This is a genomic window from Nostocoides jenkinsii Ben 74 (assembly GCF_001046875.1).
Classification (GTDB): domain Bacteria; phylum Actinomycetota; class Actinomycetes; order Actinomycetales; family Dermatophilaceae; genus Nostocoides_A; species Nostocoides_A jenkinsii.
Genome location: NZ_HF571038.1, coordinates 1413606 through 1436361 on the forward strand (window position 1 = coordinate 1413606; position 22756 = coordinate 1436361).

Here is a 22756-nt window from a genome sequence, read left to right on the forward strand (position 1 = left end):
CAGCCGGCCCGGCCCGTGCCGCAGCCGGACAAGAACTGGCCGGGGACGGCTGGCTAACTCGTGTCCCTCCCATGGGGGACTGTCCGGCAGGCCTTGGCGAGCGCTAGCTTCCGATTCACATGCACGCCAAAGGGAGGGCACATGAGATTTCGGAAGTTCGGTAGGACCACCCTGGTCGCAGGTCTAGCCGCGGCGCTTGGGCTGGCTGCTGCGGGCCCGGCTAGCGCTGGCACCCAAACAGACCTGGGTTCGTCGTTCGCGAAGCCGTTGGGCGGTAGCGTCGCGCTGGCTCGTCTCGGGGATCGGCTTGGTGCCGTTGCCGCACAGAATGACCTCACGCAACAGCAGTTGCGCGACCAATTGAAAGACCCAACTATCCGCCTCGATCGCAGCGGTCGTCTCTTAGCAATCGACCCGATTCCGCGGCCCGCCCCAACAACCGTGGACGCACCCGACAAGGGCCCTTACCCCTACAGCGACACATTCCTGTTGCACTCAAAACCCGGTTCGAGCAAAGTTATCTACCTGGACTTCGACGGAGAAGCGCTCTCGGGCACCGTGTGGAACAGCTACTACTCGGTCTCGACGGCGTTCCAAGCGGGCTACAGTCTCGACACCAGTAGCTCCTTCAGCACAACCGAGATGGACGCCATCCAAGGCATCTTCCAACGTGTGGCCGAGGATTTCGCTCCCTTCGACGTCGATGTGACGACTCAGGACCCGGGCGTTGCCGCCATCGATCGCGCAGGGTCGGGCGACAACAACTACGGGACGCGAGCGCTCATTACGAATTCGGAAGAGCTGTCCTACAAGACATGCCAAAGCTCGTGCGGCGGAATCGCCTACCTCGGCGTCTATGACCACACAAGCAGCCACCAGTACTACCAGCCCGCCTTGGTGTTCTCCCACATGCTTTCCCTCAGCGAGAAGTACATCGCCGAGGCGGTGTCGCATGAGGTCGGTCATAATCTCGGGCTGAACCATGATGGGACATCCAGCGTCACTTACTACACGGGACATGGCCCTTGGGCCCCGATCATGGGAGTCGGCTACTACAGGCCTGTGACCCAGTGGAGTCGAGGTGAATATGCCGATGCCAACAACACCGAAGACGACTTTGCGGTGATGTCGAGCAACGGTCTAGTGGCGCGCACCGACGATCATGGGGACTCCACCGCGACAGCAACACCGCTACCTGCATCGTCCCCCGCCACCACGTCCGGCATTATCTCCACGCGGAGCGACAAGGATGTCTTCGCCGTTTCCACGACATGCACTGCCACTTTGACCGCGAGCGTTGCGCCCGCCCCACGGAGTCCAAACCTAGATGTGCAGCTCAGCCTGCTATCGGCAACGGGCGCACCCCTGGCCATCAGCAATCCGTCCGCGGCTTACTCAACTTATGACCTTGCGACGGGACTCAACGCCGCGACGAGCACCACGGTCGCTCCCGGCACTTACTACCTCGAAGTAGATGGAGTCGGCGCCGATTCACCAAGCACGGGGTACTCGGACTATGCGTCACTCGGGCAATACACCATTACGGTGTCAGGCTGTGTCGGACCTCCGTCCTCGACCTCGTACACGAAGATCAGTGCGGGCTCGTTTCACACGTGTGCCGTGACCAGCAGTGGCGGAGTCAAGTGTTGGGGTGACAACCGACTCGGTCAGCTTGGAAATGGGACGCTGACGAGTTCAACCACCCCCGTGCAAGTTTCCGGGCTGACCTCCGGGGTCCAGGCGATCTGGGCTGGTCGCGACCACACCTGTGCGATGACCACCACCGGGGCGATCAAATGCTGGGGCAATAACCTCAACGGTCAACTCGGTGATGGCACCAAGATCAACCGTTCCACGCCCGTCCAAGTCGTCGGCCTCACATCCGGAGCGAAGGCAATCACGGCGGGAGGTGCCTTCAGCTGCGCAGTGACGCCCACGAGCGCGGTCAAATGCTGGGGTTTGCGATACGCGGTGACACCCAAGGTCGTGTCGGGAGCCGGGGGTGCCGTCCAGTTGACGGCCGGAGAGAACCATGCCTGCACCCTTACCTCGGCCCGCGCCGCCAAGTGCTGGGGTTCAAACACCTCTGGGCAGGTCGGCGATGGGACCACGACAACGCGCATGTCAGCTGTTCAGGTCAAGGGAATGGCCTCTGGCGTCTCGGCTGTCTGGGCCGGTCGCTATCACACCTGCGCCTACACAACCGCTGGCGCTGCCAAGTGTTGGGGCACCAACGGCAACCATGAGCTCGGCGACACCACAACAACGATGCGCCTTACGCCGGTCGCGGTGTATGGGTTGTCCTCGGGCGTGGTGGGCATGCGGGGTGGGGTGTCGTTTACCTGCGCCGTCAAGTCCACGCGACAACTGCTCTGCTGGGGGCGCAACGCCGAGGGCCAGCTGGGCAATGGGACAAACACCGAGATGGCGATCCCCACCGCGGTCTCGGGCTTCAGCACTGACACCGCAATGATCGCGGCTGGGTCTTGGCACACCTGCGCCCTGAAGCAGAGCAATGGCGCGGCCTATTGCTGGGGTAGCAACTCGCGAGGTCAGCTGGGCGACGGGACGACGACCTGGCGAACCACGCCTGCGAAGGTCCTTGGCTGATCACCGGCGGCCGGGCGGGCAGCGCCCCGCCCGGCCGCAGTCTCCTTTGAGGAACGCAAAGCCGGGCCACACTGTGGCGACAGGCGGCGTGGCAGCATACGAGGATGAGCGAGGAGCAAGCCAAGACCGACAACCGGGCCCGGGTGACCACGGACGCCCTCCGCGGTTTCATCCAGCAGGGCTGGGCGCCGCGCGATGAGACGCGACCCGAGCGCTCCCCAGCCGCTGACTACGCTGCCGCTCGTCGGGCGGCGCTCAGCGCGGCATACCCGGGAGAGCGGTTGATCGTCCCGGCGGGCGGGTTGAAGGTGCGCAGCAACGACTGCGACTACGTCTTCCGCCCCCACACTGCCTTCGCTTACCTCACCGGCCTCGGTGCCGACCGTGAGCCCGATGCGGTCCTCGTGCTCGATCCCACCGACGACGGGCACGAGGCGATCCTTTACTTCCGCCCGCTCGCCCCCCGGGATAGCGACGAGTTCTTCGACGACGCGCGCTTCGGTGAGTTCTGGGTCGGGGGCCGGCCCACCATCGAGGACATCGAGGCCGAGCTGGGCATTGCCGGCCGCCACATCGACGAGTTCCTGGACCAGGCCACCAAGGACGCGTCGACCACGACGGTCCGGGTCGTGCGCGATGCCGACCACGCGCTGACGTCCCAGCTCGACGCGCGGCGCGTGGCCGAGGGCAGCACGCAGGAGGTTCTCGAAGAGGCGGATGCGGATCTCGCCCACGCCATCTCGCACGCGCGGATGGTCAAGGACGAGCACGAGGTCGCGCAGATGCGTGCCGCCATCGCGGCCACCCAGGTGGGCTTTGAAGCAGTCATCGCCGAACTCGACGGGGTCGTCGACCGCGGCCGCGGCGAGCGTTGGGTTGAGGGGATCTTCGGCCTGCATGCCCGTCATCAGGGCAATGGGGTGGGCTACGACTCGATCTGCGCCTCCGGCGACCACGCCAACACGCTGCACTGGATCAAGAACACCGGCGATATCGCCGCAGGCGACCTCATCCTGCTCGACGCCGGGGTCGAGGTCGACAGCCTCTACACCGCCGATATCACCCGCACCTTGCCGATCGACGGCACCTTCACCGAGGCTCAGGCCGAGATCTACGACGCGGTGTATGCCGCGCAGGAGGCCGGCATGGCCGCCATCCGTCCCGGGGCGAAGTTCAGCGACATCCACGCGGCGGCAATCCGGGTCATCGCCGAGCACGTCCACGGCTGGGGCCTTCTCCCCGATGGCGTTGATGTCGAGGCAAGCCTCGATCAGGAGACCGGTCAGTTCCATCGGCGTTGGATGGTGCACGGGACCAGCCATCACCTCGGACTCGACGTCCACGATTGCGCCCTCGCCACGATGGAGGAGTACCGCGAGGCCGAGCTGCGTCCCGGCATGATCCTCACCGTCGAGCCGGGGCTCTATTTCAAGGCCGACGACCAACTCGCCCCCGAACGGTTCCGCGGCATCGGCATTCGGATCGAGGACGACGTGCTGGTCACCGAGGACGGTTTCGAAAACCTCTCGGCAGGTATGCCGCGGGCCCGTCAAGACGTCGAAAACTGGATCGCTTCCATTCGCGAACAGCGTTGAGCCACGCTCATGTAAGCGTTTCCATAACGATCTGGTCACTGTTGGGTTGCATTGAACTCACCGGGACTTGCAGGTGCTTGACGAGCGTCCTGCGCTGGAGGCATCGTGTCGTCCCGGTCACACCCTTCCGGGTCGTGATGCGGGACCGCGTCGCTGCTCTCTTGGCTGGTGTGCGCACCCGCGAACACCAGTCAAGGAGACACATCTATTGGCGCTAGGCGCTATCTGACTGCGGCGGTCGCCATTGGCGCCGTGGCCACCACCACCGGATGCCTCGGCGGCACCGACAACGGGTCCGGCTCCGGAGACGGCGCCACCACCGCGACCGGGTCCGGCAAGTCCAGCATCGAGGTCATGTACGGCTTCGGCAACGAGCAGGAAGCCGCCTTCCAGAAGGACCTCAACGCCTTCGCGGCCAAGAACGGCTTCACGATCAAGTTCACGAAGGCCGGGTCCTGGGACACCGAGATCCGCACCCGCATCGCCGGTGGCTCGCCGCCCGACGTTGGCCTCTTCCCGCAGCCCGGTGTCATGTGTGACGTCGCCTCCGACGGTGGCCTGGTTGCGTATGACGACGCGACCGTCACCACGGCCAAGGAGACCCTGGTCCCCGGCTTCGTCGAGTCCGGCACCTGCGCGGGCAAGGTCTACGGCCTGCCCTCCGCGGTCAGCGTCAAGTCGCTCCTCTGGTATGACCAGGCCGCCTGGAAGGAGACCGGCCTCACCTTCCCCACGACGATGGATGAGCTGCTGAAGGTCACCGATGACCTGCGCGGCTCCGGCAAGACTCCGTGGTGCATCGCCGCCGAGTCCGGCCCCGCCACCGGCTGGCCGATCACCGACTGGATCGAAGACCTCGTCCTGCGTACCGCTGGCCCCGAGGGCTACGACAAGTGGGTCAAGGGCGAGATGAAGTTCTCCGACCCGGACGTCAAGGCCGCGTTCGACTACTTCCACACGATCGCCTTCACCGAGGGCAACGTCCTCGGCGGCACCAAGGCCATCGCGTCGACCAACTTCCAGACCGGTGGCAACGCGCTCTTCAAGAGCCCGCCCGGCTGCTACCTGTTCAAGCAGGCGACCTTCATCGCCGGCAAGGGTGGCTTCCCCGACGAGGTCCTGGCCAAGCTCGACACCACGGTCGGCGTGGCTGCCTTCCCCGCCAAGGAGGCCGGCAACAACCCCGTCCTCGTCGGTGGCGACCTCGCTGCGGCATTCAACAACGACAAGAACACCCTGGCGCTGCGCAACTTCATCGCCAGCAAGGACAACGGCATCGAGACCGGCAAGGCGGGCTACTTCTCCCCGCACAAGACCTTCGATGTCTCGCTCTACCCGAGCAAGACCCTCCAGACGATCGCCAAGGACGTTCTCTACGCGTCCGCGGCCGCCCGCTTCGACGGGTCTGACCTGATGCCGGCCAAGGTCGGTGCCGGCACCTTCTGGACCGAGCCCATCAAGTGGATCAACGGCCAGATGGACGAGGACCAGATGCTCGCGAGCATCGACAAGAGCTGGCCGGCGTCCTGAGGTGAGGTCGTGGTCCCGGGATCGTCGTTCGCGGCGTTCCCGGGACTCCGCTTGACCCGGACCGAACAGAAAGGACAACGGGTTTGGCCATCAAAATTCTGAACGCGCTGATCGCCATCGTTGGCGGCATCGGCGGCGCCATGCTGCTCTTCTGGATTCTCAACAAGCTGTCGGAGTCGCTCAAGGGCAAGTGGGAGGACCGCGTCAAGCCGTGGGCCTTCGCCGGTCCGGCGATCCTGGCGATTGCGGTTTACCTGATCTACCCGGCACTGGTGACCCTGCAACTGAGCTTCGCCAACGCCAAGTCGACGAAGTATGTCGGCCTCAAGAACTACACGGATCTCCTCAGCGAGAGCGAGTTCCGTCAGGTCCTGCTCAACAACCTTCTCTGGATCATCCTGGTCCCGGCGAGCGTTGTCGTGCTCGGTCTCGGTGTGGCCGTCCTGGCCGACCGGCTCCGGCCCACCGGTGAGAAGATCACCAAGACCCTCATCTTCTTGCCGATGGCGATCAGCATGGTCGGTGCGGCAACGATTTGGCGCGCGGTCTACGACTATCAGCCGGTCGGCACCGCCCAGACCGGTCTGCTCAACGGCATCCGCGCCTGGTTCGGCAAGGACCCGACGTCCTGGTACCAGCTCGACAAGCTGCACTTCAACAGCCTGCTCCTGATGATCATCCTCATCTGGACCCAGGTCGGCTACTCGATGGTGCTGCTCTCGGCGGCCATCAAGTCGGTTCCCGAGGACACCATCGAGGCCGGTCGCATCGACGGCGCCGGTGAGCGAAAGATCTTCTTCAGCATCATCGTTCCGCAGATCTGGGGAACGGTCATCACGGTCTTCATCACCGTCCTCATCGGTGTCATGAAGGTCTTCGATGTCGTGTATGTCGCGACGAACGGCCAGTTCAACACGGACGTGGTCGGCCGCCGCTTCTACTACGAGATGTTCACCAACGGCAACAACGGCTACGCCGCGGCCATCGTCGTCCTGCTGATGATCGCCATCACCCCGGTCCTGATCTACCAGGTCCGTCACTTCAAGCGTGAGGAGGCCAACCGATGACCACGACCGTGCAACCCGGTACCGGCACCCCCGACCAGGTGATCAAGCAGAGCAAGCCGGGCAGCGGTGCCGGCAGCGCGACGCCGATCGTGCGCACCGTGCTGTTCCTCTTGTGCTGCCTGTGGATGCTGCCGGTCTTCGGCCTGCTCATCAGTTCGTTCCGCACGCGCACCGCGCAGGGCGAATCGGGCTGGTGGACGGCGATCGCCAATCCGCTGGACTTCACCCAATGGACGTTGAACAACTACGCGCAGGTCCTCGGCGACAACGCCTCCGGGGTCAACATGGGCAAGGCGTTCATCAACAGCTTCGTGGTGACCGTCCCCGCGACGATCATCCCGATTCTGATCGCGGCGTTCGCGGCATACGCCTTCACCTTCATGGAGTGGAAGGGCCGCGATGTCGTGTTCGTCATCATCGTCGGCCTTCTTGTCGTGCCCAACCAGGTCGCCCTCGTGCCCCTGCTGAAGCTCTACAAGCAACTCGACCTCAACGGCACCTTCTTGGCTGTGTGGCTCGCCCACATCGGCTTCGGTATGCCGCTGGCTGTCTACATCCTGCGCAACTACATGGCCGGCCTGCCCAAGGCCGTCATCGAGTCGGCGAAGATCGACGGCGCGAGCCACTTCACGACCTTCTGGAAGCTCATCATGCCGATGAGCACCCCGGCGCTGGCATCGTTCGCGATCTTCCAGTTCCTGTGGGTGTGGAACGACCTACTGGTCGCCCTGATCTTCCTCGGCCGTGGTGACAACACCATCCTCACGGTCGCACTGCAAGGTATGCAGGGTCAGACCGGACAAGGAAAGGAACTGATCCCGGCCGCCGGGTTCATCACGATCCTCGTCCCGATCGTGGTCTTCTTGGCACTGCAACGGTTCTTCATCCGTGGCATGACCTCGGGCGCCGTCAAGGGCTAATCCCCGCGGTTCCCGGTTTAAGGGCCCGTCTCCCCTCGAGGAGGCGGGCCCTTAATCATGTGTGGCTATCGTGACGGGCGTGATCCTGGCGTCGCGAAGTGCCTATGCGGTGGACGAGCCCATCGAGATCGACGTCCTTGCCGCTGACGTCACGAAGGGCGCGCAGCTGCGTGTCGATCACCTCGGCGCCGACGTCAGGCGGGTGGCGGTCCTTGAGACCGAGTCGCGCGTGACGCTCGCACCGCTCGACCCAGGCGGCTACCGGGTCGAGCTGGTCAACCGCGCCGGCTCCACCATCGCCGCCACGGCCATCCAGGTGCTCGACCCGGAGCGCCGCTTCGACCCCGTGCGCTATGGCTTCACCACCGACTACCGGCCCGGCCGGGACCTGGCCGGCCTGACGCAGCTGATGCGGCGCCTTCACTTGACCACCATCCAGTGCTACGACTGGGCCTACCGGCATGCCGACCTCCTCGGCGGTGGGCGAACGTATGCCGATGCGCTGGGAAATCCCGTCGACCTTGACACCCTGCGCGCCATCGTCGAGGCGTGTCGTTCCGTCGGATCGCGATCCCTGGGTTATGCCGCCGTCTATGGAGTCGGGGCGGCCGAGTGGCCACGCTGGGAGCAGCACGCCCTCCTCGATGGGGATGGAGCACCATACGCCCTGGGGGACTTCCTGCGCGTGGTGGACCCGGCGACGCCGGACTGGCTTGCCCATTTCACCGCCGATCTGCGCGCCGCCGTCGAGGCGGTGGGGTTCGACGGATTCCACCTGGATCAGTACGGCTGGCCGAAGCGGGCCGTCACGCCCGACGGGCGTCTGGTCGATCTCGCGCAGCGTCTCCCCCAGCTGATCGCCGGGGTTCGGGCGGGGCTGCCGGAGTCGTTTCTGATCTTCAACAATGTCAACGACTTTCCGACGTGGACGACCGCTCGGGCGCCGCAGGACGCCGTCTATATCGAGGTATGGACGCCGCACGACCGCCTCGGTGATCTCGCCCGCGTGGTCACCCGGGCGCGCGCCGAGGGTGGTCGACCGGTGGTCATCGCGGCATACCTGAGTGTGTTTGCCACCGCCGAGGTGGCGGCGGCCGAGCAGGCGGCCCGGCTGACGATGGCGACGCTCTTCTCCCATGGCGCGACCCACCTGCTCGTCGGTGAGGAGGGGCGGCTGCTCGTCGATCCCTATTACGTGCGCAATTGGCCGGCCGAGACGTCGACTATCGACCTGCTGGCTCGGTGGTACGACTTCCTCGTCGCGCACGACGAAATCCTTCTCCCGCAAGACATTTACGACGTGACCGGAGCGTATGCCGCGGGCTACAACGACGACGTCGACGTCACTTTCGCCGGGACCCCCGTGAGCGGGGACGCGCAGGCGGGGACGGTATGGCGGCGGGTGACGGCCACGGCATACGGGCTGGTGGTGCACTTGATCAATCTCGGGTCGGTGAGCGATCCGCTGTGGGACGCGCCCCAGCCGCCGCCGGGGGTGACCGGTGCAGGTCGGCTCCGCGTGCGCCTCATGGGTGCGAGCGTCCCCGAGATTCTGGTCGGCGACCCCGACGCCGCGGGTCGGCTTGAGCCCGTGGAGGTCACCGTCGCCGGGACGCACGCCTGCGCCACGCTCCCCCAACTGGGGACGTGGCAAGTGGTGCTGATCCGCTGGGGCGAGTGAGGGTCAGCGGCGGATAACGAGATCCAGGGTGACGGCGTGCTCCAGCCCGGCAGCCGAGCCGCCCTGGGTGAGGATCCAGGTCACCAGTTCGCGGGGCTTGGGGAAGGCGTCGGGCAGGGCGTTGTTGTATGCCGCGTGCTCCTCCAGGGAGGCGACCGCCCGGTCGAGGTGGCCCCGGACATCCACGACGTGCGTCGGCGTGCTCGAACCGGCGAACGCGAGGTACCGGGCGTTCCAGGGTTCCAGGCCCTCGTCGGCGAGGAGTTCGGGAAAGATCCAGCGATTGCCGGCATCCGCGACGGCGTCGGCGCAGGCCTGGCCGACGGCGCGATGGTCGGCCTGGTTGAGCATCCCGGCAACGAAGCGGTCGTGGTAGTCGCCGGTGACGACCAGGTCCGGGCGGCGGCGCCGGATCTCGCGGGCGATGTCCCGGCGCAGGTCGAGGCCGTATTCGACGACGCCGTCGCGGTGGTTGCCGAACTCCACGACCTCCACGCCAACCGCTCGGCCGGCGGCACGCTGCTCGGCCTCGCGGGCGGGACCGGCGTCGGCTGGAGGCAGCGTGTCGATGCCCGCCTCGCCCCGAGTCGCCAGCCAGTAAGTCACGGTCTTGCCGGCGGCGGTCCAGACGGAGACGGCGGCCGAGGTGCCGTACTCGATGTCGTCCGGGTGCGCGACGACGCACAGAACAGTCGCGAAGTCGTCGGGGAAGGGCTCCAGGCTCATGGCGGTGAGGATAGTGCGGGTCCGTCCGCCGGCGGAGAGCTTTGGGAGACTTTCCGGCGCTTTGGGTGGCCTTCTGGCTGTCAGAAAGCCACCCAAAGCGCCGGGTACTGGGATTGGGCGGGAAACCGGCAGGGGTGCCGCAGGCGTCAGGCGGGCGGGGGGCCCTGCTGGCGGAGGGCGGCGGCCTGGGCCTCGGCGTAGGCGCGGGCCTGAATCTCGGCGGCCTGGGCCTGAGCGGCCTTCATCGGGTCCATCTGGGCGAGCAGTTCGCGTGCCTGAGCGACGTACTTGTGCTCGGTGAGCACTTCGTACTTGGTGGCGACGACCTGGCTGACGGAGGTGAAGTCTCGCTGGCCGCGGGTCAACGCATAGCCCACCAGGGACCACACCAGACCGAAGAGAGCGCCGAAGACAACCGTCGAGAGGATGCGCACCAGGGTCTCGCCCTCCTCGAACATCGAGAAGATCAGCCCGACGAAGGCACCGAGCCAGGCGCCGGACAACGCCCCGCCGAGGGCCACCCGACCACGGGTTAGGCGTCCGGTCACGCGCTCGACCTGCTTGAGGTCGGTTCCGACGATCAGGACGTTCTGGACGGGAAAGCCGTTGTCGGACAAATAGTCCACGGCCTTCTGTGCGTCGGCGTAACTGTCGTGCACTCCCAGCGACATCGGGTAGTCCAGCTTGAACGCGGACGGCCCCAGGGGACCGCGAGCGCCCATCGGTTGCGTCGTCATAGGGCCATTGTCTCCATTCTGGCTGGACGTTCGCTGAACGCCCCCCGAACAAGCCAACTCAGAAGCGAACCTGCGCCCCCATGACGACTGTCCGCCCGATGGGGAGCCGGAAGTACTCCACCGGGGTCGCGGCATTGTGTGCCAGGCCGACGAAGAGGCGCTTGCGCCACTGCGCCATCCCGGGTCGGTCGGAGCGGTGGATGGTGATGCGCGAGACGAAGTAGACCGCGTCGTCGAGGCTCGCATCCAACCCCTGCTCAACCGCCAGCGCGAGGCCCGCCGGGACGTCTTGATCGTCTTGGAAGCCGAAGTTCAGCGTCACGTGCGAGATGTGGTCATAGGGATCGCCCAGGTCATCGACCCGGACCCGCTGCTCGGCCGGCACGTGCGGGATGTTGCTGACCCGGGTCGAGACGATCACGACGCTCTGGTGAATAACCCGGTTGAAATCGGCGTTCTCGCGCAGCGCGAGCGGGGTGGTCTCGGCGTTGGGGTGCAAGAAGATGGCCGTCCCCGGCACGTGGGCAAGGTCCGTGGAGTGCAACACATCGAGATAGGGCAGCAACGGGCCTTCCAGCTTGATCCGGCGCTCGGTGACCAGGTGCTGCCCGCGGCGCCACGTCAGCATCACGGTGCACAAGCCACCGGCCACGAGCAGGGGCAACCAGCCGCCGTGCAGCACCTTCGCGACGTTGCCGGCGAAGAAGTTGAACTCGATGAGGCCGAAGACGAGCGCGAAGGCGAGGATCTGCCAGCGCGCCCAGTTCAACTTGGCCGCGGCATACACACAGAACAGCGTTGTCGTGAGCATCAGGTCCATCGTCACTGCGACCCCATAGGCCGTGGCGAGCTTCTCGGAGGCCTTGAACACCACCATCAACGTGATGACCCCGGCGAAGAGTGCCCAGTTGACGACCGCGATGTAGATCTGGCCACTCTCGTGTTCGGACGTCTGGCGCACGGTGAGCCGCGGCAGGTAGCCGAGGCGCTCCGCCTGCCGCGCAACGGAGTAGGCGCCGGAGATGACCGCCTGGCTGGCGATGATCGTGGCCAGCGTGGCCAACACGACCAGCGGGAGGCTGAGTGCGTCCGGAGCCAAGTGGAAGAACGGCGAGGTCGCTGTTTCGGGGTGGTGCAGGATCTGCTGCGCCTGGCCCAGGTAATTGATCGTCAGGCACGGGAAGACCAGGAAGAACCATGCGCGCACGATGGGGACGCGACCGAAGTGGCCCATATCGGCATACAACGCCTCGGCGCCGGTGACGGCGAGCACCACGGCACCCATCGCGATGAACGCGATGAACGGGTGCCGGAAGGCGAAGGCGACCGCGTGGTGGGGCGAGAGCGCCGTGAGCACGTGCGGGTCGGCCAGGATGTGCGGGATCCCGAGGGCCGCGAGCGTCAGGAACCAGACCACCATCACGGGACCGAAGAAGCGCCCCACGAGGTGCGTGCCGAAGCGCTGGACCAGGAATAGCGCCACAATGATGACAAGCCCGATCGATAGCACGAAGTCGGCGAGGCCGGGCGCCGGGACCTTCAACCCCTCGACCGCTGAAAGCACCGAGATCGCGGGCGTGATCAGCGAGTCGCCGAAGAACAGCGAGGCGCCGAACACCCCGAGCAACATGACGAGCGTGAAGCGTCGGCTCCCCGGCTTGACGGCCCCGCGGGTGAGATAGGCCAGCGAGAGGATGCCGCCCTCGCCGTCGTTGTCCGCACGCAGGATGAACATCAACTGCTTGACCGAGACGATAAGCAGGATCGCCCAGAAGGTCATTGAGATGACGCCATAGACATTGGCCGAGGTCGGCTTGACCAGGCCGTCGTCGAGGGTGAAGACGGTCTGCATCGCATACAGCGGGCTGGTGCCGATGTCGCCGAAGACGACGCCGAGGGCGGCCAGCATCAGGCCACCACCACCAGCGTGGTGTGCGGATTGCGGGGGCTCGCCAGCGGTGGCGGCGGGGGTGGGTTGCGCGTCGGCGACCTCGGTCACAAGCGCACATCGTATGCCCGTGTCGGGCCCCCCGCTGCACGAACCCGCTGTCACACCCCCGCTCGCGCGTGGCTGGGACTCGTGGCTGGGACTCGGAGGTCAGCCCTTGAGCTTGTAGTCCTCCAGCAACCGGCGGCCGATGATCATCTTCTGGATCTCGGCCGTGCCCTCGCCGATCAGCAGCATCGGGGCCTCCCGGTAGAGCCGCTCGATCTCGTACTCCTTGGAGTAGCCGTAGCCGCCGTGGATGCGGAAGGACTGCTCGACGACATCCGCGCAGTTTTCGGCGGCGAGGTACTTCGCCATCCCCGCCTCAAGGTCGTTGCGGGCGCCCGAGTCCTTCAGCCGGGCCGCCTTGACCATCATCTGGTGGCTGGCCTCGACCTTGGTCGCCATGTCGGCGAGGCGGAACAGGATGCCTTGGTGCTCGGCGATCTTCTTGCCGAAGGTCTCGCGCTGCTGGGCATAGGCAATGCCGAGTTCAAAGGCGCGCCGCGCGACCCCGCACGCCCGGGCGGCGACGTTGACGCGGCCGACCTCGACGCCGTCCATCATCTGATAAAAGCCCTTGCCGGGCTCGCCGCCGAGGATCTGGGCGGAGGTCGTGCGGTGACCGGTCATGACCAGCTCGGTCGTATCGACGCCCTTGTAGCCCATCTTGTCGATCTTGCCCGGGATGGTGATGCCCTGAGCGGTCTCGCCGAAGCCGGACTCCTTGTCGATAAGGAAGGTTGTCATATTGCGATAGACACTGGACCCGCCCAGATCGGTCTTGACGAGCACGGCGACGAGATTGCTCGATCCGCCATTGGTCAGCCACATCTTCTGGCCGTCGAGGACCCACTCGTCGCCCTCGCCGCGGACGGCCTTGGACTTGATCGCGGCGACATCGGAGCCAAGGCCCGGCTCGGACATCGAGAACGCCCCGCGGATCTCCCCGGTCGCCATCTTGGGCAGGTAATGCGCCTTCTGCTCCGGCGTCCCGTGCTGCAGGATCATGTAGGCCACGATGAAGTGGGTGTTGATGATGCCGCTGACCGACATCCAGCCGCGCGCGATCTCCTCCACGCATAAGGCGTAGGTCAGCAGGGACTCGCCCAGACCGCCATACTCCTCCGGGATCATCAGGCCGAAGATCCCCATCTCCTTCATGCCCTCGACGATGTCCGCGGGGTATTCGTCCCGATGCTCCAACTCGGTCGCGACCGGGATGATCTGCTCGTCAACGAACTGCCGCACGAGCTTGAGCAGCTCCTGCTGCTCGTCGGTCAGATTTTCCGTCGTCTGGAGCCGGGACATGCGCGATCGCCACCTTGCGGTCGGGGGGACTTCGTTTCTGCAGTATGCCGCGCCGTCGCCTCCCCCACACCGACTTACCCATGTGAGGCCCCCCACCCCTGCGGCTCGTGCACGCCGAGCCGTGAGACCGAATCGTTGTCACTCCGAAATCAATTCGACATCCGGGCTGATTGAACGGACAATTGATCATCGTGCGTCGCCTGTTCTCTCCCTACCGTGTCCTGCGTGTCATGCCCTCGGCGACCCACTTTTTCGCCAGTGCCTATGTCGCGCGGCTCGGCATGGCGATGATCGGCGTCTCCTGCGTCGTGATGATCGCGGCCCGCTACGACTCCTACGCCCTCGCCGGGCTGGTCTCGCTGGTCGGCTTGCTGTCGATGGCGGTCGGCGGCCCGCTCGTGGCTCGCGCGATCGACCGGTTTGGCCAGCGCCGCATCGCCCTCCCCGCTGGCATCATCTCGATGGCGTGTCTCGGGGCGCTGGCGATCGAGGCCTATGCCGGTGCCCCGGCCTGGGCCCTGCTGGCCACCAACGTCGGGCAGGTGTGTGCTCCCGCCGTAGGCACCCTGGTTCGCACCCGCTGGACCCACATCCTGAGTGACGACCCGGCCGCCCTCCACATCGCGAACTCCTTCGAGCAGGTGGCTGAGGAGTCGTGCTTCGTCATGGGGCCGGCCGTGGGCGCCGGCATTGCCGCCTGGCTCTTCCCGGAGGCGGGCCTGATCATCGCCATCGTCCTGTCTGCGGGCGGGCTCTTCGGCCTGCTCGCACACCGGGCGAGCGAGCCGCCGGTGACCCGAAGCGAGGAGAGGCACCACATCCTGGGCGCCTTCCGCACCCCGGGCCTGCTCCAGTTGGCCGTCACCCTGACCTTGACCGGCGCGGTCTTCGGCGGCGTCGACGTCGTCGTGCTGGCCTATGCCAAGGAGCAGGGACTGGCCGCCTTCGGCGGGGTCTTGATCGGCTTCTTTGCCGCCGGCTCCCTGGTGGGCGGCTTGCTCTACGGCCTGGTGCCGGTCAACGGCCTCGTGGCTCCGCGGATGCTGCTGGGCACGCTCGCGATGTTTGCCCTGCTCTTGCCGCTGGCCATCGTTCCGAACGCGATCGTCCTGGTCCTCAACGGCTTCATCGCCGGCCTGGCGATCGCCCCGACGCTGATCACGGCGATGACCTTGTGCCCGCGGCTGGTCTCGACCAGCCAACTCAATGAGGGTATGACGATCGTCGTCACCGGCCTGCTCATCGGCGTCGGTGGTGGGTCGGCCGTCGCGGGTCACGTGATCGAGTCCTCCGGGGCCGATCGGGCCTTCCTCGTGCCGATCGCGGCGGCCGGCCTCGCGTTCGTCTTGGCCGTCCTCGGACGGGGTCGGTTGCTGCGCGCCGAGCGGGAACGCACGGCCGTGCCCGCGCCGGAACCCGCCGATCGCGTGCTCGTCGCTGCCTGAAACCGGCCGGTCGGCGAGCGACTGAAGGTCAGTTCGCCGTCACTGCCAGCCCGATGCGGCTGTTCAGGTCTGTCAGCGCGGCGTCCGCGCCCCCCGGAAGGTCATGGAGCGCCGGTTCGGCTCCGGCGGCCCAAGTGACGGCCAGGCTGGCATCCGGGCCGAGGAGCAGCGCGCCGACGAGTTGACCATCCGGCGTGTTCAGCGCCTTGATCGACGAACTCTGCGCGATCGCCGCGGCCAACCGGGCGAACACGCGCCCGGACTCCAAGATCGTCCCGTCGGCCGTGACCAGGCCGCGGAAAACCTGCTCCTTGCCAGCGCGCGGAGTGAAGGCCAGCGGCAGGTAGACCACCGGGCTGATCCTGCGCGCGAGCAGGAGACCCACGAGATGGGCAACCTCCTGCGCGTGGTGGGTCTCGGAGTAGTCCGCGCCGGGCCACGCCGTCCCCACCTCCCACGCCTGAATCGGGATCGGCACGTCGAGGTGGTTGTCGAGGTACTGCAGGACGTTAGGCAGCACTGCTGGGTCCTCGTAGAAGTGCAGTTGATAGGCGTCGACCAGCCCGTCGTTGACCAGCGCCCAGTTGGCCGTGATCATCGCGCGGGCAACCACCGCTCGCTCCCCCGACAGCACCTCGCGGAGCGCGGCTTCGTCGGCGACGGCGGGAAAGCGCGAGCTGCCGCCGGCCTGCCGCCGCGAGTAATAGGCCTGGTAGAGCCTGAGCGCCTCGGCGCCCCGGCCGGCGTCCACCAACTCACCGGCCATGGCCACGCCGTAGCCGGAACTGGAGATGCCTGCGTCCAGCACGAAGCTCTCTGGATCGGCCTGCCGGATGGTCGCGATCGCCAGCTTCGCCACGTCGGTGTAGTCCTGCGGACTGCCGGCCCAGAAGTTTGCCGCGTCGACCTCGTTCTCCACCGCCCACGTGTGGACGCCTCGGCGGGCGTAGTGCCGCACCACCGTGTCGATCCACTCGCGGTAGAGCTCGGGATCCTTCGGCAGCCGGGAGGGTGACTTGCTTAGGCCATCGGCTGGGTCGGTGACTGGTGGCGAGCCATCGCAATCCCCGGCTCTCAACTTCACCATGAGGGTGAAGCCCACCTCGTGTGCCTGCGTCAGGGCCTTGTCGATTTGGTCCATCGCGCCCGCCGGGCCGACGGCCTGCAGTGGGCACCACTCGACCTCGGTGAAAGTGACTCCGGAACCCAGCTGCGCGGCATACGCCAAGGGGGGTTGCAGCGACATATTCCACTTCAGTCCGAGGTCGGCCGGCCCGCTCCCCCACACCTTCGGCGGCGGGGCCGTCCGCACGCGGTTGGTTCGCGGCGAGTCCAGCGGCCCGGCCGCGGGATCACCGGTGCAGGCACCTACAAGGACGGCGGTCACCGCGAGAACGACGAGCCGGCGTCGGATGGAACGACGTCGGACCGGTAGCCGACCGCTCACGCCGCGGCCCTCGTGCCGTAGCCGAAACGCGCCGCCAGCGGTCTCGTCAGCACCTGGACAACCGCCGCGTCTCGCGCCGATAGGCCGGTGCGCCAGCGATCGTCGCCCTCGATCCGGATCGCTCCGGAGCGCAGTCGCATCGGATTGCCGGGCAACGCGTGGTCGCTGGGGAGGTCGACCACGCCGTCGGCGATGAAGTCCCGAGGGACCGACAGGCCTACCAGTGCGGCCAGTCGCGCCAGCTCAGCACCGGGCTGGGCCACGAGATCCTCGTAGCGAATCCGCGCCGGGCTCGACTGCCGCCGAACCAGTGCGGCGGCCGCGCCATTCCAGGCGGTCCACAACAGCGCCGACCGCGCGGCGCCGCGGCGCTCCATCACGGCGCCCGGCCCGCGGTCGGGCGCCGGAGTCGCCGTCGCCCAGCTGTATGCCGCGGCGCGCGGATCGCGGACCAGGTGCACCAGCGCAGGGGCCGGGTCGAGCTCGGCAGTGGGGAGCGCGGCGGCGAGGAGCGCGGCATACGTCGGAAGTTTGGAACTGTCCACGACGACGCGTGCCCCGGAGATGGTGGCGATCGCGGCGTAGAGCGGGGCGAGCACCGCGGCCATGTCGGTCACCGGCCGCTCACCGAGCAGCCAGGACGGGAGCCGACGCAGGCGCGTCACGGCGGTCAGCCGCGCGTGCATAGCGGCCGGATCGGGGCGGCGCGCACCATACGCCTCGGCCAGGACAGCCCGCCAGAACGGGCACTCGGGGACGGGCACGCCGCAACCGCAGAGCCGAGCCTCGATCAGCCCTCGCTGCCATAGGAAGCGCACTTCGCCGACGTGGACCGCACCGGGCAGGGCACCGAGCAGGCGGCCGAGGAGGGTCGAGCCACTGCGGCCCGTGCCGACGATGACCAGCATCGCCGGGCGCGACGTCGCGGCGTCAGTCACCCGACTTCGTCAGGTCGATGCCGCTGTAGTCGCGCCGCGGCATCGTGGTCTCGTGCGCGCTGGGGCGCGGTAGGCGCGGCGCGATGGCACCCTGCTGCTCCCAGGCGACCTCCTGGGTCACCGGCTCGTAGATCTCCTCCTCCGGCTCTCGCCGCGAGCGGCGCAGGACCTCGGGAATGGCCAGCAGCAGCACCGCGACCGCAAGGCCGATCAGCACGGCGGTCAAGGCGGTGCGCAGGATCCGGGTGTACCACGCCAGCGGCGCGGACTTCGTTCCCACCGACTCGGCGATGGTCGCCGCCTGACGGGCCCGGATGTCGGCCATGGCGGAGGTGCGGTTACCGAGGTCTTGGCGGGCGTTGTCCACGGCATACTGCGGGCCGACGAACTTCGCCTCGTTGGCGAGGATGGTCGCGAGCTTCTTCTGGGCGAGGTCGAGTTGGGTCTCGAGGTACTTCGGGTTCGTGCCCGCCGTGCCCTTGAGGCTGGCCAGCGCGACGGTGATCTGGTTGACCAGATCGGAGGCGGATTGGTACTCACGGTCGGGGTCGTTCAGCCCCGTCTCGGAGCGGACCGCGTCGAGATCCTTCAGCGCGGCTTCGAGTTGATTTTGGGCCTCGGTCTCGGCGGCCTCGGTCTGGCGCAGCGCCGGGCTGAACACCTGCGTCTGCACCGCGGCCGGGATGGCGGCGATCACCTTGTTGACCACGCCCTCGTCGGAGTCGGCGAAGGTCACCCGGACCAACTCGGTGTCGGCGATCCGAGCCGCCGACAGGCCGCTGCGGACGCGGTCCTCGGTCGCCCCACCGGCCGTCGCAAGTTCGCGGACGACGGCGTCGCTGCGCACGGCGTTGACCAGGGAACCGGCCACGAGGTTGACCGCCGCGGCGGTCTGGTCACCGGTGGGGTTGACGACGCGCAGGTCGACCGTGCTGCTCGACTTGGTGCCATTGGGCGCGTTGAGGCCGATCACAGCCAGCAGGGCGGCGAGCGGGATGATGACCAGCAGCCAAAGCCGCCGCCCCAGGTGCGAGAGCAGTTCGCGTAGTTCCATGACGGTGGCGTGTTCTTTCGGGTCCTGGGCGGGGGTCCTGGGCCGGGGTCCTTCAGCGGGCGTGGGCCGGTCGACAACTCTAACACCGCCCCCCTCTGCACCCGACCGGCTCCACCTGGGCCCCTGACCGGCTCCACCTGGGCAGACGGGCGTGCAACGCTGTCCGGGTGACCTCGCGCACGGACCCGCCGACGCTCTTTATCGTCGGTGCGCCGCGCTCCGGCACGACCCTGCTCTACCGCTGTCTCGCCCTGCACCCCGACGCCGGCTGGATCTCGAACTACCACTCCCGCCTCCCCCGGTTCTGGCCCGTGGCCGCGCTCAACCGGGCCACGCGGCATACCCCGGATTGGCGGTATGCCGCGTGGTTCGGCCCCGCGGGGGACGCCGCCTATCGCTATGGCTCCCCCCGGGCGCGATGGGAGCGCGCCTATCCCCAACCCGTGGAGGGTGAGGCTGTGTTCGCTGCCTGCGGCATTCCTGCCGTATGGCGCGGGGAGCCGGTGACCGCCCGCCAACGACGCTTGGCGCCGCTGCTGGCGCGGACCTTGCGGGCGGGTGGCGGTGAGGTGCTCGTCAGCAAACGGATCGGCCACAACCGGCGCATCCCGCTGCTCGACTCGCTGCTGCCGGGGAGCCGGTTCGTCGAGGTCGTCCGCGACGGGCGCGACGTGGTGGACTCGCTGCTGGCCGTCGACTGGTGGCCGCAGGCGGAGTTGTGGTGGTGGGGCCTCGGGGCCACACCCGCCGACTGGGTCGCCGCCGGACGCGCACCCGAGGAGGCCGCGGCCGAGCACTGGCTGGCCGAGACATCGGCGCTGCGCGAGGGGATGCGCGGCATACCCAAAGATCGGGTTCTGCGGATTCGGTATGAGGATCTGGTCGCGTCCCCGGGACCGACGCTGGCCGTCGTTGCCGGATTTGCCGGCCTGGATCCCGGCGCGGGTACTTGGCAGGAAGCCCTGGCAGCGATTGACTTCCGCAGCAGGAAACACACACCGTCGGGCGACGAGCCGACGCCGGGCCGCCGGGCGGCGCTGGCGTTGCTGGCCCCCCGACTAAGGGAAGAGGGGTATCCGCTGTGACGTCATTGCCACCGACCTTCATCATCGGCACCGGCCGCTGTGGCTCGACCCTCGTCCACGAGATCGTGGCCCGCCATCCCGCGGTCGGCTTCGTGACGAACCTCGACGACCTCGGCATCCGGCAAGGCAACGCCCAGCAACTGACGCTGTGGCGGCGGCTGCCGGCGGCGTTGTCCGACAAGGGCCGCGCCCGGCTGGCGCCGAGCGAGGGGTATCGCGTGATCAGCCGCGATGTCTCCCCCGCGCTGGTCGACCCGGTCGCCGACCCCACCGCCGCCGATCTGTCGCCCTGGTTGAACGAGCGACTGCACGCCTTCGTCGATGACCGGATGCGCCATCTGGATGCGGCCGAGGTGTTCGTGCACAAGTTCACCGGCTGGCCGCGGGCGCGCTTGCTGGATACGGCCTTCCCCGGTGCGAACTTCGTCCATGTCGTGCGCGATGGCCGGGCCGTCGCCAATTCGTGGCTCCAGATGGACTGGTGGCGTGGTCACCTGGGCCCGACCGGTTGGCACTTCGGCCCGCTGCCCGCCGCGCTCGACGACGCCTGGGCGCACGTGGGCCGGACCCAACCGACCCTGGCCGGCGTCGCCTGGAGGCTGCTCACGGATACGTATGAGGAGTGCGCGGCCGAGCTGGGCCGACGCTGGTTGACGGTCCGCTATGAAGACCTCGTCGCCGACCCGAAGGCCCAGATCACCCGCGTTCTGGACCACATCGGGCTGCCGTGGAACGACGCCTTCGAGTCAGGTCTCGGACGCTACGCCTTCTCGCCGGCTCGGTTGACGGCCTATCGCGACGAGCTGTCACCCGCGCAGATCACCGACATCGAGAAGGTCATCGGGGACAACCTGGAGCGCTACGGCTACGACCGCGTCAGCACGCCCGGGGACCAGTAAGCCCGACGCTCAGTCGGGCAGGCTCAGTAAGCGCCTTCGGCCTTCATCACCGCACGCACGGTGCGGAACAGGATCATGACGTCGAGCACCGGCGACCAGTTGTCGACATACCAAAGGTCCAGGCGCAGCGAGTCCTCCCAGTTGAGGTCGGAGCGGCCGGAGATCTGCCACATGCCCGTCAGGCCGGGACGCACCTTCAAGCGGCGCATAGCGTCGGGCTCATAGGCGTCCACCTCCCGCGGCAACGGCGGGCGGGGACCGACCAACGACATCTCACCGCGGAGCACGTTGACCAGTTGGGGCAACTCATCCAAGGAGAGCTTGCGGATGAACCGCCCCGGCTTGGTGATGCGCGGGTCCTCCTTGTGCTTGAACAGCATCTCGTTGACCTGATCGGTCTTCGCCGCCAACTCGGCCAGGCGCGCCTCGGCGTCGATCACCATCGAACGGAACTTGATCATCGGGAAGGTCTTGCCTTCCTCACCGACGCGCTGCTGAACGAAGAAGACCGGCCCACGGTCGGTGAGCTTGATCCACGCGGAGATGAACAGCCATACGGGCAGGGTCACCAGCAGGATGCCCGCCGAGCAGACGATGTCGATCGTGCGCTTCGCCACGGCGTCGATACCGCCGATGGTGGGACCCTCGACGTGCAGCAGGGACATGCCGGCGGCAGGGCGCAGGGTGAGCCGCGGGGCGGCGACCTCGTGGATGCCCGGGTGGACATAAAGGTCCACCCCCATCTCGGACAACGCCCACCCGAGGCGGCGCAGGCCCTTCCCGGAGAAGGCGGAGTCGGAGGCCAGGACGACAGCCTCGGCGCCGGTCTCACGGACGGCGAGCAGGGCGGTCTCGGGGCCGCCGTAGAGCGGCACGTCCTTGACCCAGGAGGGGTCGGGCAGGTCGGAGGCGCACGCGCCGACGACCACCATGCCGGTCTCGTGACGGTCGCTCTTGAGTTCGGCGATCATCTCGGGCACGGCGAGACCGCGTCCGACGACGATCGTCGGTTGAAGGCAACGCCCCTTCGCCCGCGCTGCCGCCAAGCGACCTCGCATGAGCCAGCGCACCACCACCGTCAATAAACACGTGAGCGGGACGGCAACGCCGATCAGCAAGCGGCTCATCTGCCAGCCCAGCGAGACCAGCACGACGGCAACCAGCGCAAGCAGGATGACCAGGGCCCGACCGATGGAGCGGTACTCATCGAGGCCGATGCCGAGAGAGGCCAGGCGGTAGCCCCCGGCATAGGCGACGACGAACAGCCATACGACCGGAACGACGGTGGCGAGCAGGGCCACGCGGAGGTTGGGAATGCCACCCCATCGAACCAGCGCGGCCGTCGAGCAGGCGACCAGGGCGGCGGCGAAGTCACCGATGATGACCTGGCTGCGGTAGCGCTGGCGCCAGGCGCCGATCGGCTCGGTCGGGTCGCGGTGCGGCAGGTCTGGGACGTGCCAGGCAACCGTCTGCGGCACGGGCGTTGCTGCTCCCGGCTGCGCGCCTTTCTCGACCTCCGGCTCCCCGAACATGGTCCCGCTCATGTGTACCTCCCACACAACATTCGCCTCAATCCCCCCGGCCGAGACGTCACAGCAGCCGAATGCGCGCTGGTCACGCAATCATGTTGCCGTTCGGACGGTACCGGAAAAGTTGCCCGGGCAACACCCAATGGGTGTGCCGGACGCACAACTCGCGCTGCGCCGAACGTGTCGTCGGCGCAG

At 67.3% G+C, this 22756-nt stretch carries 17 protein-coding genes; 9 read left to right on the forward strand and 8 right to left on the reverse strand.

Going from position 1 to position 22756, the window contains the following annotated elements:
* The first annotated feature begins 267 nt into the window (after nucleotides 1-267).
* The 6 genes from BN13_RS18290 to BN13_RS06540 all read left to right on the forward strand — a co-directional run bounded on the left by BN13_RS18290 (nucleotide 268) and on the right by BN13_RS06540 (nucleotide 9403).
* The gene (locus BN13_RS18290) at nucleotides 268-2610 is read left to right on the forward strand and encodes a zinc-dependent metalloprotease family protein (protein ID WP_162199927.1); all 2343 of its coding nucleotides are present in this window, start codon (nucleotides 268-270) and stop codon (nucleotides 2608-2610) included.
* A 104-nt stretch (nucleotides 2611-2714) separates the two neighbouring features.
* A complete protein-coding gene (locus BN13_RS06520; protein WP_048545409.1) occupies nucleotides 2715-4205 on the forward strand; it encodes an aminopeptidase P family protein in 1491 nt (496 codons plus the stop codon).
* Nucleotides 4206-4457: 252 nt separating this feature from the next.
* Entirely contained in the window at nucleotides 4458-5735 is a 1278-nt protein-coding gene (locus BN13_RS06525; RefSeq protein WP_048545411.1) for an ABC transporter substrate-binding protein, read from the forward strand.
* An 83-nt stretch (nucleotides 5736-5818) separates the two neighbouring features.
* Nucleotides 5819-6802: a carbohydrate ABC transporter permease gene (locus BN13_RS06530; protein WP_048545413.1), complete on the forward strand. Its 984-nt coding sequence runs from the start codon at nucleotides 5819-5821 to the stop codon at nucleotides 6800-6802.
* On the forward strand, nucleotides 6799-7722 hold the full coding sequence (locus tag BN13_RS06535) for a carbohydrate ABC transporter permease (RefSeq protein ID WP_084733607.1): 924 nt from the start codon (nucleotides 6799-6801) through the stop codon (nucleotides 7720-7722). The genes BN13_RS06530 and BN13_RS06535 overlap by 4 nt, the downstream gene beginning before the upstream one ends.
* 79 nt (nucleotides 7723-7801) lie before the next feature.
* Nucleotides 7802-9403, forward strand: coding sequence for a glycoside hydrolase family 66 protein (locus BN13_RS06540; RefSeq protein WP_162199928.1), 1602 nt, complete (start codon nucleotides 7802-7804; stop codon nucleotides 9401-9403).
* A gap of 3 nt (nucleotides 9404-9406) precedes the next feature.
* Here the strand turns inward: BN13_RS06540 and BN13_RS06545 are convergent, their stop codons facing one another.
* From BN13_RS06545 to BN13_RS06560, 4 genes are all read right to left on the reverse strand, one after another.
* Nucleotides 9407-10129, reverse strand: a complete 723-nt coding sequence (locus BN13_RS06545) for a PIG-L deacetylase family protein (RefSeq protein ID WP_048545415.1) — start codon at nucleotides 10127-10129, stop codon at nucleotides 9407-9409.
* Nucleotides 10130-10275: 146 nt separating this feature from the next.
* Nucleotides 10276-10866: a general stress protein gene (locus BN13_RS06550; RefSeq protein WP_048545417.1), complete on the reverse strand. Its 591-nt coding sequence runs from the start codon at nucleotides 10864-10866 to the stop codon at nucleotides 10276-10278.
* A gap of 58 nt (nucleotides 10867-10924) precedes the next feature.
* On the reverse strand, nucleotides 10925-12865 hold the full coding sequence (locus BN13_RS06555) for a potassium transporter Kup (RefSeq protein ID WP_048545419.1): 1941 nt from the start codon (nucleotides 12863-12865) through the stop codon (nucleotides 10925-10927).
* A 99-nt stretch (nucleotides 12866-12964) separates the two neighbouring features.
* Entirely contained in the window at nucleotides 12965-14164 is a 1200-nt protein-coding gene (locus tag BN13_RS06560; protein WP_048545420.1) for an acyl-CoA dehydrogenase family protein, read from the reverse strand.
* A 230-nt stretch (nucleotides 14165-14394) separates the two neighbouring features.
* Here BN13_RS06560 and BN13_RS06565 point away from each other — a divergent pair, with 230 nt between their 5' ends.
* Nucleotides 14395-15609, forward strand: coding sequence for an MFS transporter (locus BN13_RS06565; RefSeq protein WP_157038475.1), 1215 nt, complete (start codon nucleotides 14395-14397; stop codon nucleotides 15607-15609).
* A 28-nt stretch (nucleotides 15610-15637) separates the two neighbouring features.
* On the opposite strand, the gene BN13_RS06570 is transcribed toward BN13_RS06565, so the two are convergent.
* The 3 genes from BN13_RS06570 to BN13_RS06580 are packed head-to-tail and all read right to left on the reverse strand — an operon-like array spanning nucleotide 15638 to nucleotide 19048.
* Nucleotides 15638-17056: a hypothetical protein gene (locus BN13_RS06570; protein ID WP_048545424.1), complete on the reverse strand. Its 1419-nt coding sequence runs from the start codon at nucleotides 17054-17056 to the stop codon at nucleotides 15638-15640.
* Nucleotides 17053-17994, reverse strand: a complete 942-nt coding sequence (locus tag BN13_RS06575; protein WP_048545426.1) for a sulfotransferase — start codon at nucleotides 17992-17994, stop codon at nucleotides 17053-17055. The genes BN13_RS06570 and BN13_RS06575 overlap by 4 nt, the downstream gene beginning before the upstream one ends.
* Nucleotides 17987-19048, reverse strand: coding sequence for a GumC domain-containing protein (locus tag BN13_RS06580; protein WP_048545428.1), 1062 nt, complete (start codon nucleotides 19046-19048; stop codon nucleotides 17987-17989). The genes BN13_RS06575 and BN13_RS06580 overlap by 8 nt, the downstream gene beginning before the upstream one ends.
* A gap of 167 nt (nucleotides 19049-19215) precedes the next feature.
* Here BN13_RS06580 and BN13_RS06585 point away from each other — a divergent pair, with 167 nt between their 5' ends.
* Both BN13_RS06585 and BN13_RS06590 read left to right on the forward strand, forming a co-directional pair.
* Complete coding sequence (locus BN13_RS06585; RefSeq protein ID WP_048545429.1) at nucleotides 19216-20133, forward strand: sulfotransferase family protein; 918 nt, start codon at nucleotides 19216-19218, stop codon at nucleotides 20131-20133.
* Nucleotides 20130-21032, forward strand: a complete 903-nt coding sequence (locus tag BN13_RS06590; RefSeq protein ID WP_048545432.1) for a sulfotransferase family protein — start codon at nucleotides 20130-20132, stop codon at nucleotides 21030-21032. The genes BN13_RS06585 and BN13_RS06590 overlap by 4 nt, the downstream gene beginning before the upstream one ends.
* A gap of 23 nt (nucleotides 21033-21055) precedes the next feature.
* On the opposite strand, the gene BN13_RS06595 is transcribed toward BN13_RS06590, so the two are convergent.
* The gene (locus BN13_RS06595; protein ID WP_084733609.1) at nucleotides 21056-22576 is read right to left on the reverse strand and encodes a sugar transferase; all 1521 of its coding nucleotides are present in this window, start codon (nucleotides 22574-22576) and stop codon (nucleotides 21056-21058) included.
* Between the last annotated feature and the right edge of the window lie 180 nt (nucleotides 22577-22756).

Bases quoted from the DNA above. Each gene is read 5' to 3' on its own strand.
- BN13_RS06580 (WP_048545428.1), bottom strand. From the start codon at position 19,048: ATGGAACTACGCGAACTGCTCTCGCACCTGGGGCGGCGGCTTTGGCTG.
- BN13_RS06545 (WP_048545415.1), bottom strand. From the start codon at position 10,129: ATGAGCCTGGAGCCCTTCCCCGACGACTTCGCGACTGTTCTGTGCGTC.
- BN13_RS06560 (WP_048545420.1), bottom strand. From the start codon at position 14,164: ATGTCCCGGCTCCAGACGACGGAAAATCTGACCGACGAGCAGCAGGAG.
- BN13_RS06550 (WP_048545417.1), bottom strand. From the start codon at position 10,866: ATGACGACGCAACCGATGGGCGCTCGCGGTCCCCTGGGGCCGTCCGCG.
- BN13_RS06535 (WP_084733607.1), top strand. From the start codon at position 6,799: ATGACCACGACCGTGCAACCCGGTACCGGCACCCCCGACCAGGTGATC.
- BN13_RS06520 (WP_048545409.1), top strand. From the start codon at position 2,715: ATGAGCGAGGAGCAAGCCAAGACCGACAACCGGGCCCGGGTGACCACG.
- BN13_RS06595 (WP_084733609.1), bottom strand. From the start codon at position 22,576: ATGAGCGGGACCATGTTCGGGGAGCCGGAGGTCGAGAAAGGCGCGCAG.
- BN13_RS06565 (WP_157038475.1), top strand. From the start codon at position 14,395: ATGCCCTCGGCGACCCACTTTTTCGCCAGTGCCTATGTCGCGCGGCTC.